The organism is Oceanobacillus kapialis (assembly GCF_044790185.1).
Classification (GTDB): Bacteria; Bacillota; Bacilli; order Bacillales; family Amphibacillaceae; genus Oceanobacillus_B; species Oceanobacillus_B kapialis.
In genome coordinates, this window is record NZ_CP085256.1 from 2616129 (window position 1) to 2641561 (window position 25433).

Sequence of the window (25433 nt, forward strand, 5' to 3'; positions counted from 1 at the left end):
AAGCAAATTACTAAGTTGCTTTGATACTTGCCGTGGTGATCCCTTCTTCTTGAAGCGCTACATTTAATTCTTTTACAAATGTAACGGCTGATGGCCCATCACCATGAACACAAATCGTATCTGCTTTAATAGGAATGTGTTTCCCTTGAATCGAAGTTACCACTCCCTCTGTAAGCATCTGTTTCACTTGCTCTACCGCCTGCTGCGTTGTTTCAATGAGAGCTCCTTCCACATTTCTCGGGGTGAGACTTCCATCATCCTGGTAAGTACGGTCTGCAAACACCTCTGAAGCAACTGATAAACCTGCTTGCTCTCCTTCATCTAGGAGATAGCTTCCTGCAAGGCCGAATAAGATTAGCTCTTGATCAAAATCCGCTACAGCCTTAGCAATTGCTTTCGCTACATCTCTATTTTTGGCTGCTAAGTTGTACATGGCACCGTGGGGCTTCACATGATTCATCCGCACATTATGTACTCGGCAGAATGCATGTAATGCGCCAATTTGATAGATGACCATTTGATAAATTTCTTCAGGAGAAAAATCGATCATCCTTCGCCCAAACCCGGATAGATCTGGAAAACCTGGGTGCGCCCCAGTAGACACTCCGTTTTCCTTTGCAAGCTTTACCGTATACGCCATGATGTTCGGATCGCCAGCATGGCCCCCACAGGCAATATTTGCGGAAGTAATAGATTTCATTAGCGCTTCATCTTCCCCAAAAGTATAGGCACCAAAGCTTTCTCCCATATCACAATTTAGATCAATCGTACGTTCCATGCATGATCACCTCTTCCCATATAGAATCAGGTGCTTCTTTTCGTAACATAAATTCACTATAGTTGGCTTCTGAAATTTCATAAAATTTCACACGGTCGCCAGGATGGATTAGGAAAGCATCCCCTTTTTTTTCAGCGTCAAATAAAGGAATAGGAGAGTTTCCAATAATATTCCATCCACCAGGAGACGTTAGTGGATAAATACCCGTTTGCGCGTCTGCTATCCCGACAGATCCAGCTATCGTCTTTGCTCGCGGCTCCTCTAGTCTTGGTGTTACGATAGATTGATCAAGTCCACCAAGGTACGGGAAGCCTGGAAGGAACCCAAGCAAATAAACAAGATATTCTGGCTGTTGGTGGCGCTTTATTACCTCTTCCTCTGTTAAATGGTGTTGTTTTGCCACCCGTGAGAGGTCAGGTCCAAGCTCCCCACCATAGCACACCGGAATACGCAGCAGCCGACCCTTTTTTTGAACTTTTTTTGGGGATACATCGTTCTCCAAAATATTCTTTAGCTTATATTCAAGCTCCTGAAACCGAATTTGATATGGGTCATAGTAAAGAGTAATCGTATGGTAACCAGGAACAAGCTCCAACACACCATTTATATGTTCCTTATGAATTAGCTCACAATTAGACTGGATTCGAAAGTTCATTTCGTGGTTGACTTCTCCCGGAAAATGAATGCGAATAACCCCATCTCCAATCGCTGCTATCGTTTTTGTCATAGTCTATCACCTACCCTTTCACTGTTGATGGAGAACGAACAGGCTATTCCTCAGCTTTACCGCTTATTCTAAAACAAATCTGTTCCTCCCTGCACCCAATCCAAATAAGATGACACAGAACGCAACACCATTTAAAAACAAGAGCGGGACACTCCAGCTTTGGGTCAGATCATATAGAAGTCCAATAAGAAATGGACCTACAGCTGCAAGCAAATAACCTAAGGCTTGTGCCATCCCTGATAAGGCTGCCGCTTGTTTGGCAGTTTTCGCTCGCATTCCAAGGAAAGCTAGTGCCAAAGCAAAGGTTCCACTTAAAGTCAGTCCAATCAAAACCGTGCTAATAACCATCACGACATAAGATTCTCCTATTAGTAGCCCTGTATATCCTAAAATAGAGAGGACTCCATTAACAATTACAATTCCTTGCTGTGATTTTAGTTTACCAGCAATAACGGGGACTAAAAAGCTTGCTGGCAACCCGACAAGCTGCATAATCGATAACATCCAGCCAGCAGCTGACATCGTTAACCCGTATTGATGGAGTATTTCCGGTAACCAGGAAATGGTTACGTAAAATAAGAAAGATTGCAAACCCATAAAGGCCGCAACCTGCCAAGCTAAAGGAGATTTCCAGATGGCATTGTTCTCACCTGATACAAATGCGATGGGGCGAGGATTAGTGGCCCTGTCTCGTTTCATTATGTAAAACCATATTAAACTTCCCAAAACAGCTGGTGCTCCCCATACGAATAGTGCCCATTGCCAACCAATTCCAGCACCTTCTGCTAACGGAATACTAAGTCCAGAAGCGGCTGCTGCAAATACCCCCATACAAGTGGAGTAAATGCTCGTCATCACTGCAACCTTCAATGGAAACTTTTCTTTTATAACGACTGGAAGTAATACGTTACAAACCGCAATTCCGACACCTACCAGTAACGTTCCAAAAAACAGAAGAAAGATAATGGAGATCGAACGCATGCTAATCCCTACTAGTAAAACGATTAGTCCACCAAGCATAACACCTTCATTGGAAAATCGATTCGCTATTCTAGGGATAATTGGTGACATAATAGCAAAAGCCACTAATGGCAAGCTTGTCAATAAACCGGCACTCCCATTTGATAAACCCAAGTCATCGCGAATCGTCGTAATAAGTGGGCCAACTGACATGAGGGATGGACGTAAATTAAATGCTACAACAATAATGCCTACAACTAATAGAATCTGATAGTACTTTTGATTATTTTCTGTGGTGTAATCCATTTTGCATCTCCTTTTACTTTCCCTAATGCGAGTCTTACTTAATAACCAATTCTACGCAAATTTTTTATACTACCTTGTTGTTAATAGTAGCACAACTAAGCGAGTACGAAAAAACTTAAAGATCTGAAAGTGAATGGTGCTAGATGGGCAGTTGTATGGAAAACAAAGTTTTGAGTGGATTAAAAAAGTGGAGTGAATAAGGGAAGAGGGGGTGGATTTTATTGCCCACATCACCATATAAAAACGATGGTGTAGGGGACTCTCCAAGAGGATGAATCCCCTTTCATATTATGTATAGATTACTTTCCCCTACTTTTTAGTATCGTGCATGGGAACAGTAGGATTACATAGTATATGTTCTGTTAGCCATGTGACACGTTTGCTTGTCGTAATGAACTCAGACGCAACCGGTTTAAAAGCATTAGCTTGTTTCAAGTACTCCCATTTTTCCATATGGTATGTTGCTTGAGCATAAGGATAAGCTTGTTGCCGAGACCCCGTTGACTGATACGCTAATAGTCGATTACTGCAATATGACGCCTTCTCCAATACGTGCTGAACACCCTTCATCAAATCCCCCTATTCGTTTATGATACTTCCCTTCTCCGCTGTTTATTTTCCTGTGCAGAATAATCATTCAAAATAAGACCGACCAGGAAAATGTACTCATGACTATATCCCCATTATGCCATAAACGTCAAGCGTATGCCGTTCATCTCTACCTGTCGAAAAAAGGCGAAAATCTCTTATCCTCCACTCGTCATCTGTCGAAATAACACATCTTTTGCTAACTATTGTATAATATTAGGTTGATTTGGAGATTAAACAAAAGAAGCAAGCTTGTGTTACTTTTTTGTAAATTTTTATTAAAGGCATCTATCCAAGCTTTAAATGGATTTTTTCCTTTTATGCCAATAGGATTATGGTATAATAGTAGTGTAAACTGACATATACTAAATTGAACAAAAAAGACCACAGCTGCAACTGTGGTCTGATTGATAAGCGGTTCTCCAAGAGAGGATCGGCTACCTTGTTTATAGGCCTCTCCCATCATCGACTATTGTGGGGATAAAGAGGTCTATTTTTTATTGATCATACGAATGACCAGAGTTAGGAGCGCTATAATAAACGTCCCAAACGAGAGCATTACCATAAACACTTGATACATATCCAAATGGCATCCCTCCCTTCTTTAGAGAAAGGGCTTGCCGATCACTCTCGGAAAACATTATCTACCTTCTAGTATACCACACTTCAGGTGAAAAATACGCCGAAACAGAACAATCGTTCGTATTTTCTGCTAGGAAAACTCCTGAAAAATGCAGTACCTTAACAAGCATCACTGCTTGTATACGTTAGTATATGCAACAAACTACTTTGTTTGTAATGCAAATGGAGTGAGAACTACTAAATTACTTTTCCTCTAGCCATTTAAAAAGGGCACTGACAAAATGTCAGTGCCCTTCTACTCATTATTTTTCTATTTCTGTATCCTGAATATCTTCAGGCTGCTTTACATCCTCTGCTTCGGATGATTTTGTTATTTCTTCTTCTTCTGGTGTGCCATAGAAGTATTCAGATGGGTCTATAGGAGTCCATGAATCATTAGGTGTATAGAATCTTAATAGATCCCCATAAAGGACTTCATCTGACAAGGCAAGCTCCTTCAGAACTTCTTCTTTTTGCTTTTTCATTTCTTCTGTAGGGTTTTCGATAACCTCTTTTGTTTCATTATCATAGAACACATCGTTCACAGAGCTATACTCAGGTGTCATAAAGTCTCCGCTTCTGAACGGAACAACCTCTTCATGCTCCTTAGAGAATAAGTCTGTTCCGAATTGAATATAGTCTTTCGCTTCAATTCCCATTAAATGAAGCATAGTTGGCATTACATCAATTTGTCCACCATACGTGTGGTTAACCCCTTGCCCGTCAACACCAGGAACCTTAATAAAGAATGGGGTACGTTGCAGTTCAGCATTCTTTAATGGTGTGATTTCTTCTCCTGTGATTTCCTTCATGGCACGGTTATGGTTATCGGAAATTCCATAATGGTCACCGTAAATCATGATAATAGAATCTTCGTACAAGCCTTTTTCTTTCAGATCATCGAAGAACTGCTTCAATGCTTCGTCAAGATAACGTGCAGTCTGGAAATAACGGTCAACAGATCCATCACCCGTTTCTGCTGGTTCAATACTAGCATCCTCTTCATCTATTAAATAAGGATGGTGATGGGTCAAGGTCATCATATGAGCATAAAACGGCTGCTCCATATTTTCTAAATAAGGCATGGATTCTTTAAAGAATGGTTTGTCCTTTAGTCCATAGTTAATAACATTTTCTTCACTCATATTATAAAAATCTTCATGGTAGAATTCGTCAATTCCTAAGTGTTTATACACTTCGTCACGGTTCCAGAATGATTTTCCGTCACCATGGAATATAGAACTCGTGTAGCCAAACTCTTGATCTAATATGGCTGGCAATGATTGATACGTATTTGTACCCTTCGTTACAAATGCGGCACCTTGTGGCAATCCGTATAATGACGTATCCATTGTTAATTCAGAGTCAGCAGTTTTACCTTGCTCTGTTTGATGGAAGAAGTTATCAAAATACGTAAAGTTTTTACTTTCATCATGCACAAGCGAGTTCAGGAACGGTGTTACTTCTTCACCATGTAACTCGTAATCTATTAAAAAGGATTGGAAAGATTCTAAATGAATCTTAATAATATTTTTCCCTTTTCCTTTTCCAAAATATTTCTCATTTGGTTCAGCATAATTATATTTTGTATAGTTTTCTACTTCTGTAATATCATCGCTATCGGCAAGAACTCGACGCGTTGATGTTTTAGCACTTTGAATAGCATCATAGATTGTGAAATTATAAGCACCAAGATATTTCACAACATAGTTACGGTCAAATGTCCGCTCCAGTAATTGTGGACGGTCAGCTTCTGCCAAGCCAAGGTTAACAGAGAAGGCAATCACACCAGCTGCCAAAACGGTTAATGGCTTACGTATTTTCATTCTAGTCATAGACCAATTCGTCTTCATTTTAACAAACAGGACTACTAGTAAGACAAGATCTAATGCATAAAGCAAATCATGCATTTGGACTAAATCTGCAATACTCCCACCAATGCTGCCAAAGTTGTCTGTCTGCATTAAGGTTGGAATCGTAATAAAATCACTGTTGAAACGATAGAACACAACATTTGCATAAACGATAAATGTCATGATCGCGTCAATAATGATGATAAACAGTCCTGCTTTCTTTCCTTTCGCGAATAAGGCAAGCCCTAGAAATACGAGTGCAGAACTTAGCGGATTGAAGAATAATAGAAACTCCTGCATTGCTCCACTAACACCAAGATTAAATTCAGTTTTATAGATTATATACGTTTTTATCCAGAGTAAGATTACAGCAATAGCGAAGAATCCCATCTTCGTAGATATTAATTTCTTCACTTTCTTCACCTCTTGTTTTCTTTACATTTAATTAACATTACAACGATTTTTTATTATACCTTACTTATTGCTATTGGTCAAAGTAATCTCGAAATGGGTATATCATCCTAAACTGCTTGTACACAGCTACAGTAAGCCTTTTCATGTGGCTTGTGACAAAAAATAGAACAATTTGCCTATTGTTTCGTTTTGAACAAATCGGAGCCTGAAACTGGTGGGAGTTATTACTAGCATGCTGTGAAAAAGAAGTGCTTTAACATACTAAGGCATGTATTTCCCACTATTGGCCTTTCATAAACCTAAAAAAAAGACGAATGGATTTTGCTAACCTCTCCTCCATTCGTCTTTCCTTTTTTAATTCGTGTATTATCTATTAAACCGTAAACCTTGCAATTAAGCTATTTAATTGTTCTGCTGAGTTCGCAAGCTGCTTAGAACTGTTTGCTACTTCCTCCATGGCACTACTTGTTTGTTCAGAAGAAGCTGAGGTTTCTTCCACACCTGCTGCTGACTCCTCGGCAATAGCGGCAATTTCTTCAATTGAATGACTCATGCTGCTACTCTTTCCTGTCAGGTCTGCAAGGTTAGTGGAAATCACTTGGATACGATCTACCATTGTGCCGACAGCCTGGTTAATTTCCGTAAAGGTCTCTGAGGTGGATTGAATCTTTTCTGTACCCTGTTCTACTTCTTTATAGCTATCATTTAGCGAAACTGAAATGGTCCGAGTTTCGTTTTGGATATTTGTGACAAACTCTGTAATACCTGTTATGGATTTTGCCACTTCCTCTGCCAGCTTTCTCACTTCGTCCGCTACTACTGCGAATCCTTTTCCATTTTCCCCTGCCCGCGATGCTTCGATGGCAGCATTAAGTGCCAGCAAATTTGTTTGCTCAGCGATATCTTTAATTACTGAAACAAGCTGGGTAATGTTTTGGGTATGTTGATCTAAACCTTGCACCTTTTCCACAGCTTCACGAACGATTTGATCAATTTTTATCATTTGATCTCTTGAGGCGTCCATTAAGCTAGTTCCCTCTTTTGTTTTAGCAAGCACGTCTTTGGAGGTTGCTTGAATGTTTTCCCCGTTCTCATTCGTTTCTTGGATGCTTTTCGTAAAGGTGGCCATCACAGAAGATAAGTCGCTTGCATTCGTTGCCTGTTCTTCTGTCCCATTAGCCAATTCTTCCATTGTAATGGAAACTTGCTCAGAACCAGCTTTAACCTCATCTGCTGATTGGGTTAATTCTTCGCTTTGATTGGACACCGTTTCAGAAACTTCGCCTATTTTTACTAGCATGTCCCTTGTGTTTGTGGTCATGGTATTTGTCGCAGTGATAAGTTCACTTATTTCATCATTTGTTGTAGCGGTAAGTGGTTCATGTTTTAGATTCCCTGAAGCCACTTCCTTCATGCGCTGCATCACATTTACGATCGGTTTTGTAATTTTATTGGATGTAATTAGGGCAATGGTGATACCAGCAAGGATCACAAGACCTGCTATTCCAGTCGTCACCCAAAAATTGACTCGGCTATGGTCTACAATCTGACTGCCTAGCTGTTGCATTTCCTCTTCACTCGCTGCAGCCATCTCTTGGAATTCTCGAATAAGTTCCTCTTCTAATGGCTGTACAAATAGAGCCATCATCTCTATCGCTCTGTCCACATTTCCGTTTTCGTATTCTGCTATAACTTCATCCGTGAAAGTGCCCCATTCTATCTTCTTATCCATTAGCGTTTGTACTTCCTCGGAGTCATCCAATTCGAGCAACTTGTTTTCTAATGCAATGGAGGAATCTATTCCCTCGCTAAATTCTTCTTTCATCGAAGCATCCCCATATAGCAAGTACCCCCGTAATAAGGAGGTGCGGTGCTGCATATCAAGGGTGATTTTTTCTTCTGTAATAAGTAATTCTAATTGGTAGTCTATCATTTCCTGCATATTCTCATTAGTACTATAAACGGTATAAGCATTATAAGCTGACAATAATACAACTAAGAAAATAACGATACCAAATCCGAATAGGATTTTCCCCTTTATCCGCTTAAAGCCAAATTTACTTTTCATGTCATCCACCTCTGTAAATGTATTAATCGTTTCCTATCTATATCGGCGAAAAATGAATAGTATGTAGTAGATGGAGAAAAGCAGAAATATTTAATTAATTATGGAGTGCTAACCCATTTATGTTTAACCGCTTTCACTGCTGCGCTTGTCCGATCAGCGACATTTAGTTTCCTTAGAATAGCGCCAACATGATTATTTACTGTATAGGCGGAAAGAAAAAGTTCCTCCGCAATTTCTGAATTTTTCTTTCCATGTACAATGCCCTCAAGTATCTTCCATTCTTGATCACTTAATAAGCCATATGGCCTTTGTGCTAGCCTGGCTGATTTATGAATATAATCACTCATTAGAACAGGACACAACTGTGGATGGACGTATTGTCCGCCCTTGAAAATTGCTTCGATAGCCATTCTATATTCCATTAGTTCCATGCGGCTATGAAAATAACCATCAAATCCCATTTGAAAAAGTTCTGTTAAATCTTTCGCACTAATTTTCTTAATTAATAGAGCGATAAGCGTAGTAGATTTATTAAAACTTGCAATAATTTCTTGTATATTTGTATCCATCCCTAACTCAACTATGGCTAAATCCATATCCAGTTTTTCTTTTGGAAGTCCCCCGTGTTTAAGAATATTATAAGAGGAGATTGAATAATTAGGAATGCTGTCCTCTAATACGTGGCAAATGTTATCTGTCAGTTCAGAACGAGAAATCACTGTGACTTTTTTCACCCTTCTATTCTCCTTCGTGGTTATAATTTCCTACTAAAATTTATGCATGCAAAAAGGGAGCCGATAGTTCGACCCCCCTTTCTATTCAATTATCTTTCTATTTTTAAATTACAGTCTAAATTTAGACACTAACGCATTCAATTCACCGGCCAGCTTAGCAAGTTGCTCTGAGCTTCCTGCTATTTCTTCCATAGAACTGCTCGTTTGCTGTGAGGAGGCAGAGGTTTGTTCTACTCCTGCAGCTGATTCCTCTGAAATCGCAGCAATTTCTTCAATCGATCTGTTCATCTCTTCACTGCTGGTTGCCATCTCCGAAAGATTATCAGAAATTTGCTTCACACTATTCGTCATCTCGGTTACAAATAGTTGAATACCTTGGAAGGTTTCCCCGGTTGTCCGGAGTTGCGTAGTCCCTTTTTCTACCTCGGTATAACCAGCTTCTAGTGACTGAGCTACGCTAGTTGATTCTGTTTGAATACCAGTAACAATTCTGGTTATATCCGTAACAGAAACCGATACCTGCTCAGCTAATTTTCTCACCTCATCAGCAACAACTGCAAATCCTTTGCCTTGTTCCCCTGCACGTGCAGCTTCAATGGCGGCATTTAATGCAAGAAGATTCGTTTGCTCTGCAATATCTTTAATCACTGATACAAGCTTAGAGATTTCCTTCGACTGTGCATCCAAGCCTTCCATCTTTTGCACAGCTTCTTTCACAATTTGATCAATAGCTGCCATCTGTTTTGTAGAATCTTCCATTAAGGTGCTTCCTTCATCGGTCATGTTCATTACTTCATTGGTTGCTTGCTGAACAAGCCCCCCTTTATCATTTGCCTCATGAACCTTTGTCGTAAAGGAGCTAATGACCTCTGCCAAATCACTAGCATTATTTGCTTGCGTTTCGGTACCGCTCGCAAGCTCCTGCATCGTCTCGGCCACCTGTTCACTTCCGGCTTTTACTTCGCCTGCAGATTGCGTTAATTCTTCACTATGACTACTAACCGTCTGTGAAACCGTAGCAACCTGTTGAATGACATTCCGTAAATTAGCAGCCATTCCGTTAATAGCAGTTGCCAATCTTCCTATTTCATCCTTTCCCTTATAATCCATCGGTTCTACAGCAAGATTTCCGTCAGCAATTTGATTGCTAATTGTAACCACCTGTCCAAGGTTACGAGAAACTCTCCGGCTTATGAAGAAAATAAGTACACCACCGATAACGATCGATCCCACCATAGCGGATAGTTGGATCACAAAAGTAAGTTCCTGCAAGTCTTTTGTTTCTGCGATTGCTTGGTCACTTTCTTCATTAATAACTGTTTTTAACTCATCGAGCTGATAGACGATATCAGACCGTAGTCTTTGTGCTTCGGTAACAAGAGGAGCTGCAGTTGCATAATCTCCTCTGTTTGATGCTGATACTATGTCATTAAGGAAAAGCTCATTTAATTCAGTGTCACTATTAACAATCTGATCAAACAGTTCCTTTTGCTCTGTTGTATTCATCCTATTTCGAATGGCTTGTTCTAGCTCATTGAATTTCTCAATATAAACATTGTACTCTTCAATGGACAAACTGCTTTGGTTATATCTATATGTCCCAATCGGGATCCCTTTTTGCTGTGTGATCGACCCCATCTCGGTGATATCAATCGCCTGATTGCCTCGTTTATCGACGTTCTCTACATTATCTCCAATATCCATAAGTAGCTTTGAAACTTGAGCTGTTGAGGCGCCAACTAGAATGAAAACGAGAATAATCGTAATGCCATATTTCCAGCCAATCTTCACATTGCGTAACGTAAACTTTTTTCGCATTCCCCTATTTCCTTCCCCTATGTAGCTCGATGTTTTATAAGGCCTTTGATAACGCCTCATTAATTCTGTCTGCTGTAAAAGGTTTTACAATAAAATCCTTAGCACCTGCCTGAATTGCCTCAACAACCATTCCTTGCTGCCCCATCGCTGAACACATAATCACCTTGGCATCTGCATCAAATTTCTTTATTTCCTTTAATGCTTCTACACCATTCATTTCTGGCATGGTAATATCCATTGTTACAAGGTCTGGCTTTAGCTCTTGGTACATCTCAACGGAGACTTGACCATTTTCTGCTTCCCCAACTACCTCGTGTCCTAGCTTTGTTACAATATCTTTTAATTGCATACGCATAAATGCTGCATCGTCTGTTACTAAAATTCTTGCCATTATAAAAAACCTCCAAAAAAATAAATTAGTTGATTGCTTTTTCTACTTCTTTTGCTTCGTTTATATCCAAAATGTGCTCCAAATCTAATAGGATTAGGAGCTCCTCTTCTAATTTGGCTACACCTTCTAAGTATTTTGCGTCCACTCCAGCTATCATTTCAGGTGGTGGCTCGATTGCTTCTGAGCTTATATCCATAACCTCATTCGCGGAATCTACCAGAAGTCCAACCTGCATGCCTTTTGTTTCGACAATTAAATAACGACTATCATTTGTATTTTCCGATTCGCCAATCCATAGGCGCTCTCTTAAATCAATAATTGGAATCGTTGCACCACGTAAGTAGATGACTCCTTTTATAAAGGATGCGGTTCTTGGCACCTCTGTAACTTTTTGCAGACGTTCAATGGAATGCACTTGTTGTACATCCACCCCGTATGCTTGATTTTTTAATGTAAACACGATAAATTTCCTTAAGTTATCCATCATGAAGCCCCCTTACTTTACTAATGCATTTGGATCCAGAATTAATGCTACACGTCCATCCCCTAATATGGTTGCTCCAGAGATGGCAAACACATCTTTTAAGTAGGCCCCCATTGATTTCAGAACAACTTCTTTCTGACCGATAAAGGAGTCTACTAAGATACCTGTAAGTTTATTTCCTTTTTTAACCACAACAATCGCTTGGATTGTGGAATCCTTTTGTGCTCCATCTGCAACATTAAATACCTTTTTCAAGGATACGACTGGAATAATATTTCCCCGGAAATCAATAACTTTCTGGCCGTGTGCATCCATAATTTCACTTTCATCAATCATGAGTGTTTCAATAATGGAAGATAGCGGAATCGCGTAGATTTCTTCTGACACATCAATTAATAACGTAGACAAAATGGATAATGTTAGTGGAAGCTGGATGGAAAACTTACTGCCTTTTCCTTGTGTTGATTCAATGGAAAGCTTGCCACCAAGTGATTCGATTTTGCTCTTCACCACATCAAGCCCTACTCCACGGCCAGATATGTCAGAAACCGTTTCGGCAGTACTAAACCCTGAAGCAAGAATAAGCTCATTCACTTCTTGATCGGTCAATTTTTCGAGCTGGGTCTCACTCAATATTCCATTTTGGATTGCCTTTTTAGCTACCTTCTCCCGATTAATCCCCGCTCCATCGTCTTCCATTTCAATAAATACATGGTTCCCGCTATGAAAAGCACGTAAAATAAGGCTGCCTTTTTCTGGCTTACCTGCTTTTCTACGCTCTTCCGGTGACTCTATTCCGTGGTCAATGGAGTTGCGGATTAAGTGAACAAGTGGATCCCCAATTTCATCAATTACTGTACGATCAAGCTCCGTATCTGCACCGACAATTTCCAATTCTAGATTTTTATGAAGATCCTTCGCCAGCCCACGTACCATTCGAGGGAAACGATTAAACACCTGCTCTACTGGTACCATACGCATGGTAAGAATAAGGCTCTGCATATCCTCAGAAACTCGGGACATATGCTCGACTGTATCCTGAAGCGCCTCATTCTTTATTTCTGCAGCTAAGTCTTCTAATCTACTGCGGTCAATAACGACTTCTTCAAATAGATTCATCAAATCGTCGATCCGCTCAAGGTTAACGCGGATTGTTTTGGAAGAGTGAGCTTTATGTGTCTCTTGGCTTTTTTGTTCAGAAGGTGTCTCTTCGATTGTCGCCGCACTTTCCTCTATTGCTTGAGGTGCTGGCTGCTTTTCTACAACATATGGGCTAATTTCCGCAGATTCAACTTCTGATACATTATGTACGCTCTGCTTCACCTCTGTTGCAGGAGACTTTGTTAACACGATAAGAGAGAAACGATCTACCTCGCCAGCTTCTAACTCTTCAACAGCAGGGTTTGTGGTAATAATTTCTCCATGCTGTTCGACCGCCTCTACAACCATATAAGCTCGTGCTGCTTTCAAAATACATCCTTCATCCAATACCACTTGCATTTGGTAGGCTTCAAAGCCTTGTTCTTTTGCCTGATCGAGTACCGTTAGCTGGTATTCATCAAGTTCTAAGTTTTCTACCGTTGCTTCTACTGTGGGTGTGTCTTCTACTGGCTTTTCTCCATTTTCAATTGCTTCTAAGCGCGCAATCAAATCTGTCACATCTTTTTTCCCTTCATTGCCTGCTGCAATAGATCCAACCATTTCCTCTAAAGCCTCTACAGCTGCGAAGGTTACATCAATTACTTCTGTTGTCACTTGTAAGGAACTGTTTCGAATTTTGTCTAAGACATTTTCCATATTATGCGTCAAGGAAGCAATGTCCTCGAATCCCATTGTTGCTGCCATACCTTTTAAAGTATGAGCTGAGCGGAATATCTCATTTACAATGGAAAGATCATCGGATTGCTTTTCTAATTTTAATAGCTGGTCATTTACGGCCTGTAAATGCTCATTACTTTCATCTAAAAACACTTCAATATAATCATTTGTATCCATAAAACCTTCCTTTCTCCTTCCATTCTTACAGACTAGCTATCTAATAAAAACATAATAGTCAATTCACCTATATTTTGAAAGCCTGCAGTCATTTTAATTGCTTTTTTGTAGCCAGAAATTTTCGTGGAACCTTGTAAGACGGTTGGTGCTGTAATGTCAGTCTTCAACCCTTCATTTACAATAATGGTCGCTATCCCACCAGCTAACATGTTTCCAAGCTCTCCACTAAAGGAAACTAGCATCTCTCCCTCTACAGCCATCCCAAACATCGCACCACCGATTGCGCTGAAAACTGCCGGATCGCCGGATAGCATAATCTTCCCTTTAATATCTCCGGTGATTCCAATAAGTACGCCGTATTCGACGATCGGCGGTTCTGTCAGTAACGATGGTTTTGAGATGGTTTGTTCAACTGGGATAATGGATTTCATGGTGGTATTCGTTCCATTTAGTAAATGTGTAATGATTATGCTTGATTGATCGGCTGTCGTAGTTGTCATTTGTTTATCTCCCCTTTATTGTTCTTCTGTGGATATATCATAATTCGGCAAAATGAGTACTTCTACTCGTCTGTTTTTTGCTCTGTTTGCTTCAGAATCGTTTGGCGCGATTGGTTGATGTTCACCAAACCCCTTTGCACTAAACTTACCTGGGTCAAGCTTGTCATTTTCTAAAATCAACCCCATAAAGTTAATCGCACGCATGACACTTAATTCCCAGTTGGAAGCGAAGTCTGCATTGTTTACAGGTCGATCATCCGCATGCCCACTAATCACGATTTGGTGTGGTGGGTCTGTATACAGAAGCTCTGACACATCTTGAGCAAGCTTTTGTCCTTCAGCTTTTACTTCAGCACTTCCAGAATCAAAAGAGATATCATTTAAAATGGTAAGCAATAGCCCCTCATCTGTAAGCTGTGTATCAAATACTTCTTCCAGCTCTTCATCTTGGATATAACGATTAATTTGCTGCTGAATGGTTTGAAGCTCTTCTAGCTCTTGGTCTTCTTTACTTACTTGTTGTTCCTGTTCGTTTGGCTCTTTTTCCTTTTCTTCCTCTGCTGGAATATCTGTAGTCGATTGATTCGGTGCATTGCTTTCTTCCATAAAGCTGCTACCTCCAGCAAATTCCTCTTTAAAGACGGTGGAAAGCTGCTGATACTTCTCAGAATCTATTTCACTCATCGCAAATAATACAATAAACAAAGCAACTAACAGGGTAAGCAAGTCGGAATAGGGTAGCAACCAGGATTCATCAACATGGTTTTCGTGGTTTTTTTTCTTCCTACGCATCCTGCTGTTCCTGCCTTAGTGCTATTAATTCTTTAGTAGATAAATAGGAACCTAACTTATCGCGTACCATCATGGCAGAATCCCCGTTTGTAATGAAAAGGATTCCTTCAACGATCACTTCTTTACGCTGTACTTCTTTTTTGGACTTTTCCTTTAACTTATTGGCAAATGGATGCCACAACACGTACCCAGTAAAAATTCCAAGCAAGGTAGCAACAAAAGCTGCAGAAATCGCATGACCTAATGCATCTATATCGTTCATGTCACTTAATGCTGCGATTAAACCAATTACAGCACCAAGCACACCTAGTGTCGGTGCATACGTTCCAGCCTGTGAAAAAACGGCAGCACCCTCCTGATGTCTCGTTTCCATTGCATCGACTTTTTCTAGCATAACTTCACGAATAAATTCTGTCGGTTGCCCATCAATCGCTAACTGCAGTCCAGAAGATAAGAAAGGGTCCTCCGTTTCTTCTACTTGTTTCTCCAATGATAGTAGACCTTCTTTTCTCGTTTGGTCTGCCCATTCGGTAAACGTCATGATGAGTTCCTTTGTGCTTTCCTGTTTCTCTTCCGTGAAAAGAATCTTAAACAGAGATGGAATTTTTTTAACGGTACTCATTGGAAAAGCAATTACTACAGAAGCGGCTGTTCCGACTATAATGATTAAAATGGCAGCTGGATTTATAAGGGCAGTTACTCCCACACCTTTTAATACCATTCCGACACCGACTGCAATCACACCCAACACGATTCCAATCAAAGACGTTTTATCCATTTCACATGTCTCCTTTATCTTAGTATCACTTGTACGATTAACTAGTAGGTTGCTTTAAGATGAAGGAAACTTATTTTCCGCTTATTAAAAACGCTATCCTGAAAAAAGAATAGCCAACAAAGAATCCGTGATAATTCTTTATGGCAGCCAGGCGATCCTAGTTTAACAACCTTAGACCCTTTGCTTTGCGTCCTACTCTTTCAAGCAGTTTGCCTTTTTCTAGAACTGGTTTTTCCTATTAGTTAAAAATACCTATGCTTTATATCGACCCATTTTGAAAATAATTTAGGGTTGTGGGGAATATAATTTTGGTTCAGTTCTCTTAAACCTTGTCCAGTTGGGTTTTGAATATAGTTATCTAATTATTTCCAACAATAATATTTTTACATTCTCTTAACAAATCATTTTTTCCGTCGATATAACTGGAGAATGTACATTCCTAAATCATCTTAGAGAGCTGGTGTTTATACACATGTCAAAACCCAAATTTAAAAAATTTAAGTTCAGTCTAAAGAATAAGCTATTTCTGTCCTTTCTATTGATATTGTTAATACCTAGTTGCATTATTGCTTACACTTCATATGAAAGCGCCAAAAACAATACAGATCGTCGTATGTTAGAAACTGCGCAGGAAAGCGTACAAATGGTAGATCAGACGATTAATCAGCTTCTTCAAGCACAAAGGGAAAATGTGGACTTTCTATCCAATGCTATATCCGCAGAGTCACTTATTAACGGCGACTCAGAGCAATTAAAAACATTGCTTGATAGAATTCAAGATTCAAAAACGGAAGTGGAACAAACTTATGTAGGAACTGTAGAAGGTGATTTCTTAAAATCTCCTGACACATTTAAGAATTCAGCAGATTACGACCCACGGGAACGACCTTGGTATAAACTGGCTATGGAAAATAAAGGGAAGGTCGTTATTACTGAACCTTATCTATCTAATTCTACCCAAGTCGTTGTCGTAACGATTGCCAAAACAACAGCTGACGGGCAAGGCGTTATCGGGGCTAATCTGAAGCTCGACCATTTGGCAGCAATGGTTGATGAGATAAAAATCGGTAAAGAAGGTTATGTATTCTTACTTGATGGAAACAGTCGGTACATTACTCATCCGACAAACGAGGCAGGAGCAGAAGCCACGGAATCATTTATGACTAAGTTATACGAGTCTGACAAGGGCATGTTTGATTACTCTCTTGAAGAGGATAGAAAAAAGCTAGCCTTCACGACTAACGAAGCTACTGGCTGGAAGATAGCTGGGACGATGTATCAAAGTGAGGTAGAAAATGCTGTACAACCGATCTTACATACAACGCTTATTGTGATCGCAATTGCCCTCGCAATTGGAATTGCTGTTGTACTTTTGATTATCCGTTCTATTGTACGCCCCGTTAATAAGCTTGTTGAGGCTGCTGATTTGATGAGTAGAGGTGACTTAACAGTTAATGTTTCGAATGATAGTGATGACGAAATTGGTCAACTAGCAAAAGCATTTAACCGAATGAGAAAACATTTAAACGAAGTGATTGTCCAGGTAAGGGACAAAGCAAATAATCTTGCTGCCTCTTCTGAGGAGTTGAATGCAAGTTCACAGCAAAACACAGTGGCCACAGAACAAATTACGAATTCCATACAAGAGGTGGCAACTGGCGTAGAAGACCAATCAAGCAAAATTGATTCTAGTTCCAAAATGGCGCAACAAATGTCAGGTTCTATTCAGCAGATTGCCTCAAGCTCTAATGAAGTTTCGACTACTGCGGCTGATGCTACGGCTGTAGTGGCTGCAGGAAACAAGGCAATTAAAACAACAGTAGGACAGATGGAATTTATTAAGCAAACGGTACATGAACTCGCTGGAAATATTGAAGGACTTGGTAATAAAACGATGGAAATTAGTAAAATTGTGGATGTTATCACGGGAATAGCTGAGCAAACGAATCTACTAGCACTAAATGCTGCGATTGAAGCTGCTAGGGCTGGTGAGCATGGCAAAGGTTTTGCGGTAGTAGCAGACGAGGTGCGTAAGCTTGCAGAGCAGTCTTCCCAGTCATCCGAGCAGATTAAAGATATGATTCAATCCATTCAAAGTGAATCTGTTGAGGCTGTGAAAGCGATGGAGACGGGTACTACAGAAGTGGATCGTGGCATCGAGGTTGTGAGCCAGGCTGGTCAATCGTTTACAGATATTACATCATTCGTAAACACCGTAACCACCCAGATCCAGCAGGTCGCTTCCAAGGTTCAAGAAATTTCTTCAGGAACCGAGCAGTTTGTTGAAACATTTGAAACCATTGCAGGGATTTCTGAAACAACATCCGGAGCAGCGCAGAATGTTTCTGCTTCGACTGAAGAACAGCTTGCTTCAATGGAGGAAATTACCGATTCTGCTAATTCGTTGTCGGTTATGGCGGAGGAATTGTTGGAGGTTGTGGAGCAGTTTAGGTTGTAGATTTAGAATTAGAAGTTATGAAAGAGTCAACCTTTGGGTTGGCTCTTTCTTTGTAAAGCAATCAACAAATTTCTATGAGAATTTGTAGAAAGGTTGGAGGATTTATTCAAAATTTGCCGAATACAGGTATAAAGGAAGTGTTATTAAGTCTAGAAGGCAACGGAGCCCATTTAATAGAAATCGTTTTATAGAAAATACAAATAAAAACGAAGTTCATGACTTAGATAACGAGAAAACTTCATGTCAAATTGATGAGATTAAAACTCTTCATATCAAAACATTCCCCCTGATACTTATGCTAAAGCTAAACAAGAAGGTTTTGATAATTGTCACTATTGTCTCGGAAATTCACTTTACTAATTGTTAACAGGGAGCATAGTCTCCCTGCTCTTTCTTAATACTTTACAAACTTTAATGGTTCGTAAAAAATGTTTCTTAAAATTTCCTTCTTGTAAGGTTGTTTTTATGAATACCAAAGTAAATATACTAGGCTTCATTAAAAGCCATTATCCGATTACTCCAACCAAAGTTATTGCACAACAATTAGAAATTTTACCACATAAGGTTCGGTATATAGCCAAGAAAAATAATATCCATAAGTCAAAAGAGTACCTTCTAAATATACAGCGGGATTTAAAGGGGACAGAAGGAGAATCTGGTATGAAGGAAATATACCTACTTTTCAACCGACATACTATCAAGAACAAGTAATATTGGGTAGCCTACTCGGGGATGGCTATATTAGTAAAGGAGCCAACCGGAGTAAAAATTATTATTATCAAGAGCATTTCGGTGAATCACAAAGAGAATATCGAAAATGGAAATTAAATATACTTAGAGACCTAACTTTAAAATTAATGGAAATTACTTACGTTCCGCTAGCCACACTTATTTCACTACGTTCTATCCTTCTATCTATCAGAAAGGCAGAAAAGTTTTGGATCCTATCCTTTTAACTAAGTGTTCACACCCAGTATTCTCGACTACAATCTATTTGGACGATGGTAGCCTGGTTATTTCATATAGGTACAATAACTCTAAGCAAACCCTTCACTGTTATTATCATAGTATTATTCTATATATGCTCAACTTCTCTCCAGCTGAAAATCAACAACTTGCTAACCATTTAAACAAAACCTTTCACACTAATTTTGTTGTATCAGGACATCCACATGGCAAAGGTAGCCTTTTAAAAATTAATAGAGAAGAAGATGTGAGATATTTCTTTCAACTAATACAAAGGGAGTTAGGTACAACTATCCCTTCCATGCAATATAAGTTAAGCATAAACGCTAATATACAAAGTAAAGAAGGATATTTAACGGAGAAATATGGAAAGGACATAAAAATAAATATGAGCTCTTCCAATCGAAACAGAAACTATACTATGGAAGAGATGGATAATATAATACAAATGAAACTTGCTGGACAAACTGACGAGGCTATTGCAAATCAACTAAATAGAACTTATTGGTCCATTTTATATAAGCTAAAAGAGTTACGAAAAGAGGGGGATTGTAAGACATACAAAATACTCCAGCCAAAAATGACTGGAGTATTTTAGTATAATTATTGTAGCAATTGTAAAACACCTTGTGGTTGTTGGTTGGCTTGCTTTGCCGCTATGTCTTTCGATCATAGAATAGACTATATCTTCACCCTTTGTATCAAAGGGGCTGGGCACTTCGAATGATCAGTTGGATCACCCTACGAATCTCATTGCCTTAGATTTCTCTTTAGGCAGTACATTCTAGTCGTTGAACCTTCGCCAGGCTTTCGCCACAGGCGCTTGGCTGCTGATTATCCATTGTATATTGCTTTGTTTTTCAAACCTTTACGTCTTCCGTTTCCAGCTACGTTGTGGTACAAAGCACTTTAGGAACTTCCAGCAATTCACCCAGTTATCATCTAATCCGTTACCAGATTAGACGCCCGTCCCATCAACTTATTGAAGAAGTTGTAATACTCCTTGCGGTTGTTGCTGGGCTTGAGCTAGCATAGATTGTGCCGCTTGTGAAAGGATGTTGTTCTTAGTGAATTCCATCATTTCTTTCGCCATATCAACGTCACGGATACGTGATTCTGCTGCAGTTAAGTTCTCTGCAGAAGTTCCTAGGTTGTTAATAGTGTGATCTAAGCGGTTTTGTACAGCACCCAGTTTAGAACGTTCGGCAGAAACTTTATTGATTGCTGCATCTATTGTGGTAATTGCTGAATTAGCAGATGTTTGATCTGCAACGTAGAGTCCACCCTGCCCAGTTACTCTTGCAGCTTGTCCACCAGATAGATTGGCACTACCTACGATTGCTTCATCAGTTCCTGTGGCAACACCTGTATCTACTGTAGCAGATGTTATTTCATCCATGTCTGCTAGCGCTGATGCTACATCTGATAAAGTAGCGTTTTTTCCTGTACTTTCATTAGCAGAAAGTGTTACGTTGATAACACTACTATCATTTGAATCAACTGCAACAGATGCGCCAGCACTAGCAGCTGCATCACCTTGAACGATATTTATTCTATAGTTAGTTTGATTGGCAGATGTAATATCAATACCCTGAATACTTCCTGAAGCATTTACCGCAGCACGAGCTTCACCTTCTACACCAAGTTCAGCTGCACTCATATTTGAAATTGAAACTTCTATACTTTGATCAGCGTTTGCCCCAATATGGAAAGTTTTGTCAGTAAAATCGCCATTTAATAAGCTTTGTGTATTAAATTCAGTATCTGTAGAAACTCGTGTAATTTCTTCTGCTAATTGATCAACTTCTTTCTGAATCTCTAAACGATCTTGCTCAGTAGTATTTGTATCGTTGGCAGATTGAACAGACAATTCACGCATACGTTGTAGGATTGAATGGGTCTCATTCAATGCACCTTCAGCAGTTTGAATTAAAGAAATCAAATTTGTTATCGCAGCGGTATTTAACCCACCACTTCTTTATGTTTCCATAAAGTTCAGATCATATCTTCATCCCTTCAGGATGCCCCGCGCTCGTGGGTAGATTATTGGGCTGTCTCCTCACTACCTGATCGTTACACCTTCCTAGCTACAGCTTTCTTTACAATTCACTAGGCTTGGCTCGGTATTGCCCACCATCAGCTACTGCTAAGCTTGGTTTGGGGTTCCACCGAGTTCACGGAGTTTTCATCTAAGTATTACTACTTAGTGCGGCATTGCCAGTTTACCGTCTTGAGCGTTCTTAGAAGCCATTTCTAGACCTTTAATTTGCCCACGCATTTTTTCAGAGATTGCAAGACCAGCTGCATCGTCTCCAGCTTTGTTAATTCCAAGACCTGAAGAAAGTTTCTCCAAAGAGTTTTGTGTAGAGCTTTGGTTTGCCCCTAATTGGCGGTGTGCGTTAAGAGCAGAAATGTTGTGATTGATAATCATAATTTTCTTACCTCCATGTAAGTGTATTTTTTGGGCACGTCCTTGTGTCCCATCTATAACAATACGTTGGTGAAATTCACCTCTGCATTATTATCCTTGTCAATGTTCGGCCAAAACATTTTTCATCATCATGATGACTACATTTCTTATATCGGCAAGAATTTCAGATGTTTAAATGTTTTTATGAAAAAATAGAAATTATTTTTCATACCTGACAAGCATAGGATTCTTTAACAGCGCATTATAAATCTGTTATTCTATTTGAAAGCGCTTAAAAAATTAGAGAGGAGTATGTCTATGAAAAGTATTACGCGGTTTTGTGACCGTATGGTGCAGCGTTATTTGCCTGATGCATTTTTATTTGCCCTTATTTTAACGCTTGCTGTCTTTATTCTTGGGATTATTTTTACTGATAGTTCTCCTGTTGACATGGTGTCTTATTGGGGGGACGGGTTCTGGGATCTTTTAGCGTTTGCGATGCAGATGTCCTTGATTGTTGTGACAGGTTATATTTTGGCTAGTACGCCTGTTGTGAAAAATCTATTGAAGAAAATTAGTACCCTTGCAAATACGCCTTCTCAGGCCATTTTGCTTGTGACCTTTGTGGCCTCACTTGCTTGTATCGTTAATTATGGTTTTGGGCTTGTAGTTGGTGCATTATTTGCCATTCATGTCGCTAAGCGAGTTCCATCAGTGGATTATCGTATATTGATGGCAAGTGCCTATAGCGGTTTTCTTCTATGGCATGGTGGTTTGTCCGCTTCCATCCCTCTTTTAATTGCAACGCCCGGACACTTTATGGAAGATACGATGGGAACGGTACCGGTTACCGAGACATTGTTCAGCAGTTTCAACTTATTTATTGTGTTTTTCCTTTTGTTTACGCTTCCTTTTATAAACCGCTTTTTAATGAAATCAAGGGATCCATTAAACCAGGGAGACGCACATTTGTGGAGACCTGAATCAATTGATGGATCGAGTGAAGAAACGGAAGAAGTGAAAGTGGCTGAAACACCTGCTGAAAAATTGGAAAACAGTCAGATATTATCCATGGTTATTGGGGTGCTTGGCTTTGGCTTTATCATTTACTTTTTTGTGGAAAATGGCTTTGATTTAAACATTAATATTGTGAACTTTATCATGTTGTTCTTGGGTATCTTATTTCACCGCACGCCAAGGCGATTCCTTAATAGTGTAACCAACGCAGTGAAGAATGTGGGCGGAATTATAGTACAGTTTCCGTTTTATGCAGGAATTATGGGCATGATGGTGGCTTCTGGGTTGTCGGAGCAAATGTCGACAGCGTTTGTTAACATGTCAAACGAATTTACCTTTCCGCTCTTTTCCTTCCTTAGCGCAGGGCTGGTGAATTTTTTCGTCCCATCAGGCGGTGGTCAGTGGGCTGTACAGGGTCCAATTATGATTCCTGCTGCACTGGCGCTTGATGTCAGTACTGCTAAAACAGCAATGGCCGTCGCGTGGGGAGATGCCTGGACGAACATGATTCAGCCGTTTTGGGCATTGCCATTACTTGCGATTGCGGGATTGAAAGTACGCGATATTATGGGGTTCTGTGTGTTAATTCTTGTGTATAGTTTTATTCCTATCTCAATTGGGTTGCTGTTCTTTTAATTCGTATATCCTCGGGCAACCGGGGATTTTTTCTTTTGGAGGCAAAAAAAATAAGCCTGCACATGCACGCCCTAATGAATCATCCCTTGGGATATGAATTTATTTGTGCTTTTTTCCAATTGTCTCTCTACTACTGTCGCAATGCGCTGGTCTAATCGCAAAACATTTTGCTGCAACCCATTTAACGTGATTTCTATGTCATTGGCTCTTGTTTCTAAATTTAGAAAAAGTTCATCCATTTGCTTGCTGTTGGTTTGCAATTCGTTTATTTCCTCTAAAAGGTGTGTGACCCTACGTAACAGATCTTCCATCATTTCCCTGGTCAATCTGTCCCCTCCTTGTATGCAAAATTTCAATGTAATACAATTGTAACATTCCACTTAAAACTGTAACAAGTGTATATAGGAGGATATTATAGAGGAAGAAAGTAGGTCTAATTATCTGTATAAATAAAAGAAAGAAACTCTTCCATCGAAGAGTTTCTTCTATTATTTATCTCTCTCTATCGGCCAGAAGGCGATTTAACGTGTCGGCTGATTCAGAAATAGTTGTCGCAGACTGTTCAATTCCTGAAATAGCTTCATTAAAGACTTCCAGATCATCCTGAATGGATTCATTACTTCGTTTTGACTTATCCATACTCGCGTCAATCTCGCCAAATGCGTCTTCTGTGTTTTTCAATTCGTTCTTAATCGTATTTAGAAATTCTTGGGCAACTTTTATATTGGAGGAACTGTTAAAGACTTGCTCTCCTGTTTGGTTTACAAGATCGGTAACGTTCGTTACGGAGCTACCTGTCTGTTCAGCCAATTTGCGGACTTCTTCCGCTACAACCGCAAAGCCTCGGCCATGCTCTCCAGCTCTTGCTGCTTCAATCGAAGCGTTCAATGCAAGCAAGTTCGTTTGGTCAGCAATGGATTTTACGATTTCTATAATTTCTTTAATTTTTATGGAAGTAGTTTCTAAATTGGTCATTTCAGTGACGATTTCTGCAGTACTATCCTCTAGCTCTTGAACGGAGGTCCGCATATCAGAAAGTCTAGAAACTCCTGTATCAGCGGCAGATTTCGCATTCTGGGCTAGCTCCGTGCCTGTTTTTGAACTGTCCGTAATTACACGGATTTTTTCAGTCATGTCACCAATGGATGCATTTGTTTCTTCAGCTAATGCGGCAAGCTCGGCTGATGTTTGCTCTACTGAATTCAAAATCTCCATTTTTGCTTCCGCTTGTTGTTCTCTGTATTCTCTCACTTCATCATCGTATGCTTCTAACACAACTTGTTGCTCTAGGTTAAGCAATTTATTGACAAGCTTAATACCAAGCAGGCGATCATCCTGGTGAGGGAAATGGGCTACTATTAAATCGATTAACCCGTCAAATAGCTTTTGGAAGGAAGCAATATACCATTTTTGTGTAAGGCCAATTTTCACATGAATATGGGCAATTCGTTTCCGTCGCTCAATGAACGCTTGACTAATCTCTCCATTAAACATCTCAATAATATGTCTTTCCAGTGTTACTTTTAATTTATCTATTGAACTATGTTCCTCGATAATAGCAATTAGCTTAGGATTTTGCTCGATGCTACCATAAAAGCAGTCAACAATCTTTTTATTATCTTCTTCCACATACGGCTTCAGAGCCATAGCGATTGCAAAGTCTTCTCTTTTTAAATCAAGCATTTTTAATTGTTTTTCTAAGTCAGATCCTGGTGTTACTTCAATTGTTGGATTCATTTCACTTGCAGCTTGCTGAAGTGTATGACTGTTCTTAACTTGTTTTTGTTTTCTATGTAAGGATAATCCCAATGTAGTTCCCCCTCTATATACCTGTACACTTTATATCGGCATATCACGCTTCATTTTATAGGTCTTTAGACATGATTGTACCATATTTTTGGAATTTATTTTTTGGGATGAATATTTGGGATTAAGTTTGGAGCGTCTTTTTGGGGATTGGTGCGTCTCTTCATGGGAGTGCTGCGTCTCTTTATGGGAGTGCTGCGTCTCTTTATGGGGTTGGTGCGTCTCCTCATAAGAGTGCTGCGTCTCTTTATGGGGTTGGTGCGTCTCTTCATGAGAGTGCTGCGTCTCTTCATGAGAGTGCTGCTCCTCTTCATGAGCAGGTTTACGGTTAGC

25 protein-coding genes and 1 riboswitch are annotated in these 25433 nt (G+C 39.7%); of the genes, 6 read left to right on the forward strand and 19 right to left on the reverse strand.

The features are described 5' to 3' along the window. Nucleotides 1–10: 10 nt before the first annotated feature. From LG273_RS13665 to motA, 15 genes are all read right to left on the reverse strand, one after another. Nucleotides 11–778, reverse strand: coding sequence for a LamB/YcsF family protein (locus tag LG273_RS13665; protein WP_404454404.1), 768 nt, complete (start codon nucleotides 776–778; stop codon nucleotides 11–13). Next, the gene (pxpB, locus tag LG273_RS13670) at nucleotides 762–1505 is read right to left on the reverse strand and encodes a 5-oxoprolinase subunit PxpB (protein ID WP_404454407.1); all 744 of its coding nucleotides are present in this window, start codon (nucleotides 1503–1505) and stop codon (nucleotides 762–764) included. The genes LG273_RS13665 and pxpB overlap by 17 nt, the downstream gene beginning before the upstream one ends. A gap of 63 nt (nucleotides 1506–1568) precedes the next feature. Then, entirely contained in the window at nucleotides 1569–2771 is a 1203-nt protein-coding gene (locus tag LG273_RS13675) for a CynX/NimT family MFS transporter (RefSeq protein WP_404454410.1), read from the reverse strand. Nucleotides 2772–3080: 309 nt separating this feature from the next. Next, on the reverse strand, nucleotides 3081–3341 hold the full coding sequence (locus LG273_RS13680) for a hypothetical protein (protein ID WP_404454413.1): 261 nt from the start codon (nucleotides 3339–3341) through the stop codon (nucleotides 3081–3083). Between the two features lie 508 nt (nucleotides 3342–3849). Next, nucleotides 3850–3939 carry a putative holin-like toxin gene (locus LG273_RS13685; protein ID WP_379562180.1) on the reverse strand — a complete coding sequence of 30 codons (90 nt, stop codon included), beginning with the start codon at nucleotides 3937–3939 and terminating at the stop codon, nucleotides 3850–3852. 304 nt (nucleotides 3940–4243) lie between these two features. Continuing rightward, nucleotides 4244–6247: an LTA synthase family protein gene (locus tag LG273_RS13690; RefSeq protein WP_404454416.1), complete on the reverse strand. Its 2004-nt coding sequence runs from the start codon at nucleotides 6245–6247 to the stop codon at nucleotides 4244–4246. 373 nt (nucleotides 6248–6620) lie between these two features. Further along, on the reverse strand, nucleotides 6621–8315 hold the full coding sequence (locus LG273_RS13695) for a methyl-accepting chemotaxis protein (RefSeq protein WP_404454419.1): 1695 nt from the start codon (nucleotides 8313–8315) through the stop codon (nucleotides 6621–6623). Nucleotides 8316–8413: 98 nt separating this feature from the next. Further along, nucleotides 8414–9049: a response regulator transcription factor gene (locus LG273_RS13700; RefSeq protein ID WP_404454422.1), complete on the reverse strand. Its 636-nt coding sequence runs from the start codon at nucleotides 9047–9049 to the stop codon at nucleotides 8414–8416. 108 nt (nucleotides 9050–9157) lie between these two features. Further along, nucleotides 9158–10867: a methyl-accepting chemotaxis protein gene (locus LG273_RS13705; protein WP_404454425.1), complete on the reverse strand. Its 1710-nt coding sequence runs from the start codon at nucleotides 10865–10867 to the stop codon at nucleotides 9158–9160. A 34-nt stretch (nucleotides 10868–10901) separates the two neighbouring features. Continuing rightward, on the reverse strand, nucleotides 10902–11258 hold the full coding sequence (locus LG273_RS13710) for a response regulator (RefSeq protein WP_379561979.1): 357 nt from the start codon (nucleotides 11256–11258) through the stop codon (nucleotides 10902–10904). Between the two features lie 25 nt (nucleotides 11259–11283). Next, entirely contained in the window at nucleotides 11284–11742 is a 459-nt protein-coding gene (locus LG273_RS13715; RefSeq protein WP_404454429.1) for a chemotaxis protein CheW, read from the reverse strand. A 12-nt stretch (nucleotides 11743–11754) separates the two neighbouring features. After that, nucleotides 11755–13737, reverse strand: coding sequence for a chemotaxis protein CheW (locus LG273_RS13720; protein ID WP_404454432.1), 1983 nt, complete (start codon nucleotides 13735–13737; stop codon nucleotides 11755–11757). Nucleotides 13738–13769: 32 nt separating this feature from the next. Next, on the reverse strand, nucleotides 13770–14237 hold the full coding sequence (locus LG273_RS13725) for a chemotaxis protein CheX (protein WP_404454435.1): 468 nt from the start codon (nucleotides 14235–14237) through the stop codon (nucleotides 13770–13772). A gap of 15 nt (nucleotides 14238–14252) precedes the next feature. Then, nucleotides 14253–15029, reverse strand: coding sequence for a flagellar motor protein MotB (motB, locus tag LG273_RS13730; RefSeq protein WP_404454438.1), 777 nt, complete (start codon nucleotides 15027–15029; stop codon nucleotides 14253–14255). After that, nucleotides 15022–15807: a flagellar motor stator protein MotA gene (motA, locus tag LG273_RS13735; RefSeq protein WP_404454441.1), complete on the reverse strand. Its 786-nt coding sequence runs from the start codon at nucleotides 15805–15807 to the stop codon at nucleotides 15022–15024. The genes motB and motA overlap by 8 nt, the downstream gene beginning before the upstream one ends. 139 nt (nucleotides 15808–15946) lie before the next feature. After that, nucleotides 15947–16031, reverse strand: a riboswitch (cyclic di-GMP riboswitch). 389 nt (nucleotides 16032–16420) lie between these two features. On the opposite strand from motA, the gene LG273_RS13740 reads away from it, so the two are divergent. The 4 genes from LG273_RS13740 to LG273_RS13755 all read left to right on the forward strand — a co-directional run bounded on the left by LG273_RS13740 (nucleotide 16421) and on the right by LG273_RS13755 (nucleotide 19829). Continuing rightward, on the forward strand, nucleotides 16421–18265 hold the full coding sequence (locus LG273_RS13740; RefSeq protein WP_404454444.1) for a methyl-accepting chemotaxis protein: 1845 nt from the start codon (nucleotides 16421–16423) through the stop codon (nucleotides 18263–18265). A gap of 465 nt (nucleotides 18266–18730) precedes the next feature. Beyond that, on the forward strand, nucleotides 18731–18976 hold the full coding sequence (locus LG273_RS13745; RefSeq protein WP_404454447.1) for a hypothetical protein: 246 nt from the start codon (nucleotides 18731–18733) through the stop codon (nucleotides 18974–18976). 2 nt (nucleotides 18977–18978) lie between these two features. Beyond that, on the forward strand, nucleotides 18979–19221 hold the full coding sequence (locus LG273_RS13750; protein ID WP_404454450.1) for a hypothetical protein: 243 nt from the start codon (nucleotides 18979–18981) through the stop codon (nucleotides 19219–19221). Nucleotides 19222–19259: 38 nt separating this feature from the next. After that, nucleotides 19260–19829: a hypothetical protein gene (locus LG273_RS13755; RefSeq protein WP_404454453.1), complete on the forward strand. Its 570-nt coding sequence runs from the start codon at nucleotides 19260–19262 to the stop codon at nucleotides 19827–19829. Between the two features lie 381 nt (nucleotides 19830–20210). Here the strand turns inward: LG273_RS13755 and LG273_RS13760 are convergent, their stop codons facing one another. Together LG273_RS13760 and LG273_RS13765 are read right to left on the reverse strand one after the other, a co-directional pair. Further along, nucleotides 20211–21110 carry a flagellin gene (locus LG273_RS13760; protein WP_404454455.1) on the reverse strand — a complete coding sequence of 300 codons (900 nt, stop codon included), beginning with the start codon at nucleotides 21108–21110 and terminating at the stop codon, nucleotides 20211–20213. Between the two features lie 324 nt (nucleotides 21111–21434). Then, nucleotides 21435–21662, reverse strand: coding sequence for a hypothetical protein (locus LG273_RS13765; RefSeq protein ID WP_404454458.1), 228 nt, complete (start codon nucleotides 21660–21662; stop codon nucleotides 21435–21437). Between the two features lie 297 nt (nucleotides 21663–21959). Between LG273_RS13765 and LG273_RS13770 the strand changes: the two genes are divergently transcribed. Then, nucleotides 21960–23294: a short-chain fatty acid transporter gene (locus LG273_RS13770; RefSeq protein WP_404454461.1), complete on the forward strand. Its 1335-nt coding sequence runs from the start codon at nucleotides 21960–21962 to the stop codon at nucleotides 23292–23294. A 71-nt stretch (nucleotides 23295–23365) separates the two neighbouring features. Here LG273_RS13770 and LG273_RS13775 read toward each other — a convergent pair whose 3' ends face one another. Continuing rightward, complete coding sequence (locus LG273_RS13775) at nucleotides 23366–23620, reverse strand: hypothetical protein (RefSeq protein WP_379561996.1); 255 nt, start codon at nucleotides 23618–23620, stop codon at nucleotides 23366–23368. Nucleotides 23621–23786: 166 nt separating this feature from the next. After that, nucleotides 23787–25103 carry a protoglobin domain-containing protein gene (locus LG273_RS13780; RefSeq protein ID WP_404454464.1) on the reverse strand — a complete coding sequence of 439 codons (1317 nt, stop codon included), beginning with the start codon at nucleotides 25101–25103 and terminating at the stop codon, nucleotides 23787–23789. A gap of 140 nt (nucleotides 25104–25243) precedes the next feature. Between LG273_RS13780 and LG273_RS13785 the strand changes: the two genes are divergently transcribed. After that, nucleotides 25244–25432, forward strand: coding sequence for a hypothetical protein (locus LG273_RS13785; RefSeq protein WP_404454466.1), 189 nt, complete (start codon nucleotides 25244–25246; stop codon nucleotides 25430–25432). Nucleotide 25433 lies beyond the last annotated feature (1 nt).

Excerpts from the sequence above, each read along its gene's own strand:
- LG273_RS13675 (WP_404454410.1), bottom strand. The coding sequence starts at position 2,771 with ATGGATTACACCACAGAAAATAATCAAAAGTACTATCAGATTCTATTA.
- LG273_RS13695 (WP_404454419.1), bottom strand. The coding sequence starts at position 8,315 with ATGAAAAGTAAATTTGGCTTTAAGCGGATAAAGGGGAAAATCCTATTC.
- LG273_RS13705 (WP_404454425.1), bottom strand. The coding sequence starts at position 10,867 with ATGCGAAAAAAGTTTACGTTACGCAATGTGAAGATTGGCTGGAAATAT.
- pxpB (WP_404454407.1), bottom strand. The coding sequence starts at position 1,505 with ATGACAAAAACGATAGCAGCGATTGGAGATGGGGTTATTCGCATTCAT.
- LG273_RS13725 (WP_404454435.1), bottom strand. The coding sequence starts at position 14,237 with ATGACAACTACGACAGCCGATCAATCAAGCATAATCATTACACATTTA.
- motA (WP_404454441.1), bottom strand. The coding sequence starts at position 15,807 with ATGGATAAAACGTCTTTGATTGGAATCGTGTTGGGTGTGATTGCAGTC.
- LG273_RS13685 (WP_379562180.1), bottom strand. The coding sequence starts at position 3,939 with ATGTATCAAGTGTTTATGGTAATGCTCTCGTTTGGGACGTTTATTATA.
- LG273_RS13720 (WP_404454432.1), bottom strand. The coding sequence starts at position 13,737 with ATGGATACAAATGATTATATTGAAGTGTTTTTAGATGAAAGTAATGAG.
- LG273_RS13680 (WP_404454413.1), bottom strand. The coding sequence starts at position 3,341 with ATGAAGGGTGTTCAGCACGTATTGGAGAAGGCGTCATATTGCAGTAAT.
- LG273_RS13665 (WP_404454404.1), bottom strand. The coding sequence starts at position 778 with ATGGAACGTACGATTGATCTAAATTGTGATATGGGAGAAAGCTTTGGT.
- LG273_RS13740 (WP_404454444.1), top strand. The coding sequence starts at position 16,421 with ATGTTAGAAACTGCGCAGGAAAGCGTACAAATGGTAGATCAGACGATT.
- LG273_RS13745 (WP_404454447.1), top strand. The coding sequence starts at position 18,731 with ATGAATACCAAAGTAAATATACTAGGCTTCATTAAAAGCCATTATCCG.
- LG273_RS13760 (WP_404454455.1), bottom strand. The coding sequence starts at position 21,110 with ATGCGTGAATTGTCTGTTCAATCTGCCAACGATACAAATACTACTGAG.
- LG273_RS13710 (WP_379561979.1), bottom strand. The coding sequence starts at position 11,258 with ATGGCAAGAATTTTAGTAACAGACGATGCAGCATTTATGCGTATGCAA.
- LG273_RS13765 (WP_404454458.1), bottom strand. The coding sequence starts at position 21,662 with ATGATTATCAATCACAACATTTCTGCTCTTAACGCACACCGCCAATTA.
- motB (WP_404454438.1), bottom strand. The coding sequence starts at position 15,029 with ATGCGTAGGAAGAAAAAAAACCACGAAAACCATGTTGATGAATCCTGG.
- LG273_RS13770 (WP_404454461.1), top strand. The coding sequence starts at position 21,960 with ATGAAAAGTATTACGCGGTTTTGTGACCGTATGGTGCAGCGTTATTTG.
- LG273_RS13715 (WP_404454429.1), bottom strand. The coding sequence starts at position 11,742 with ATGGATAACTTAAGGAAATTTATCGTGTTTACATTAAAAAATCAAGCA.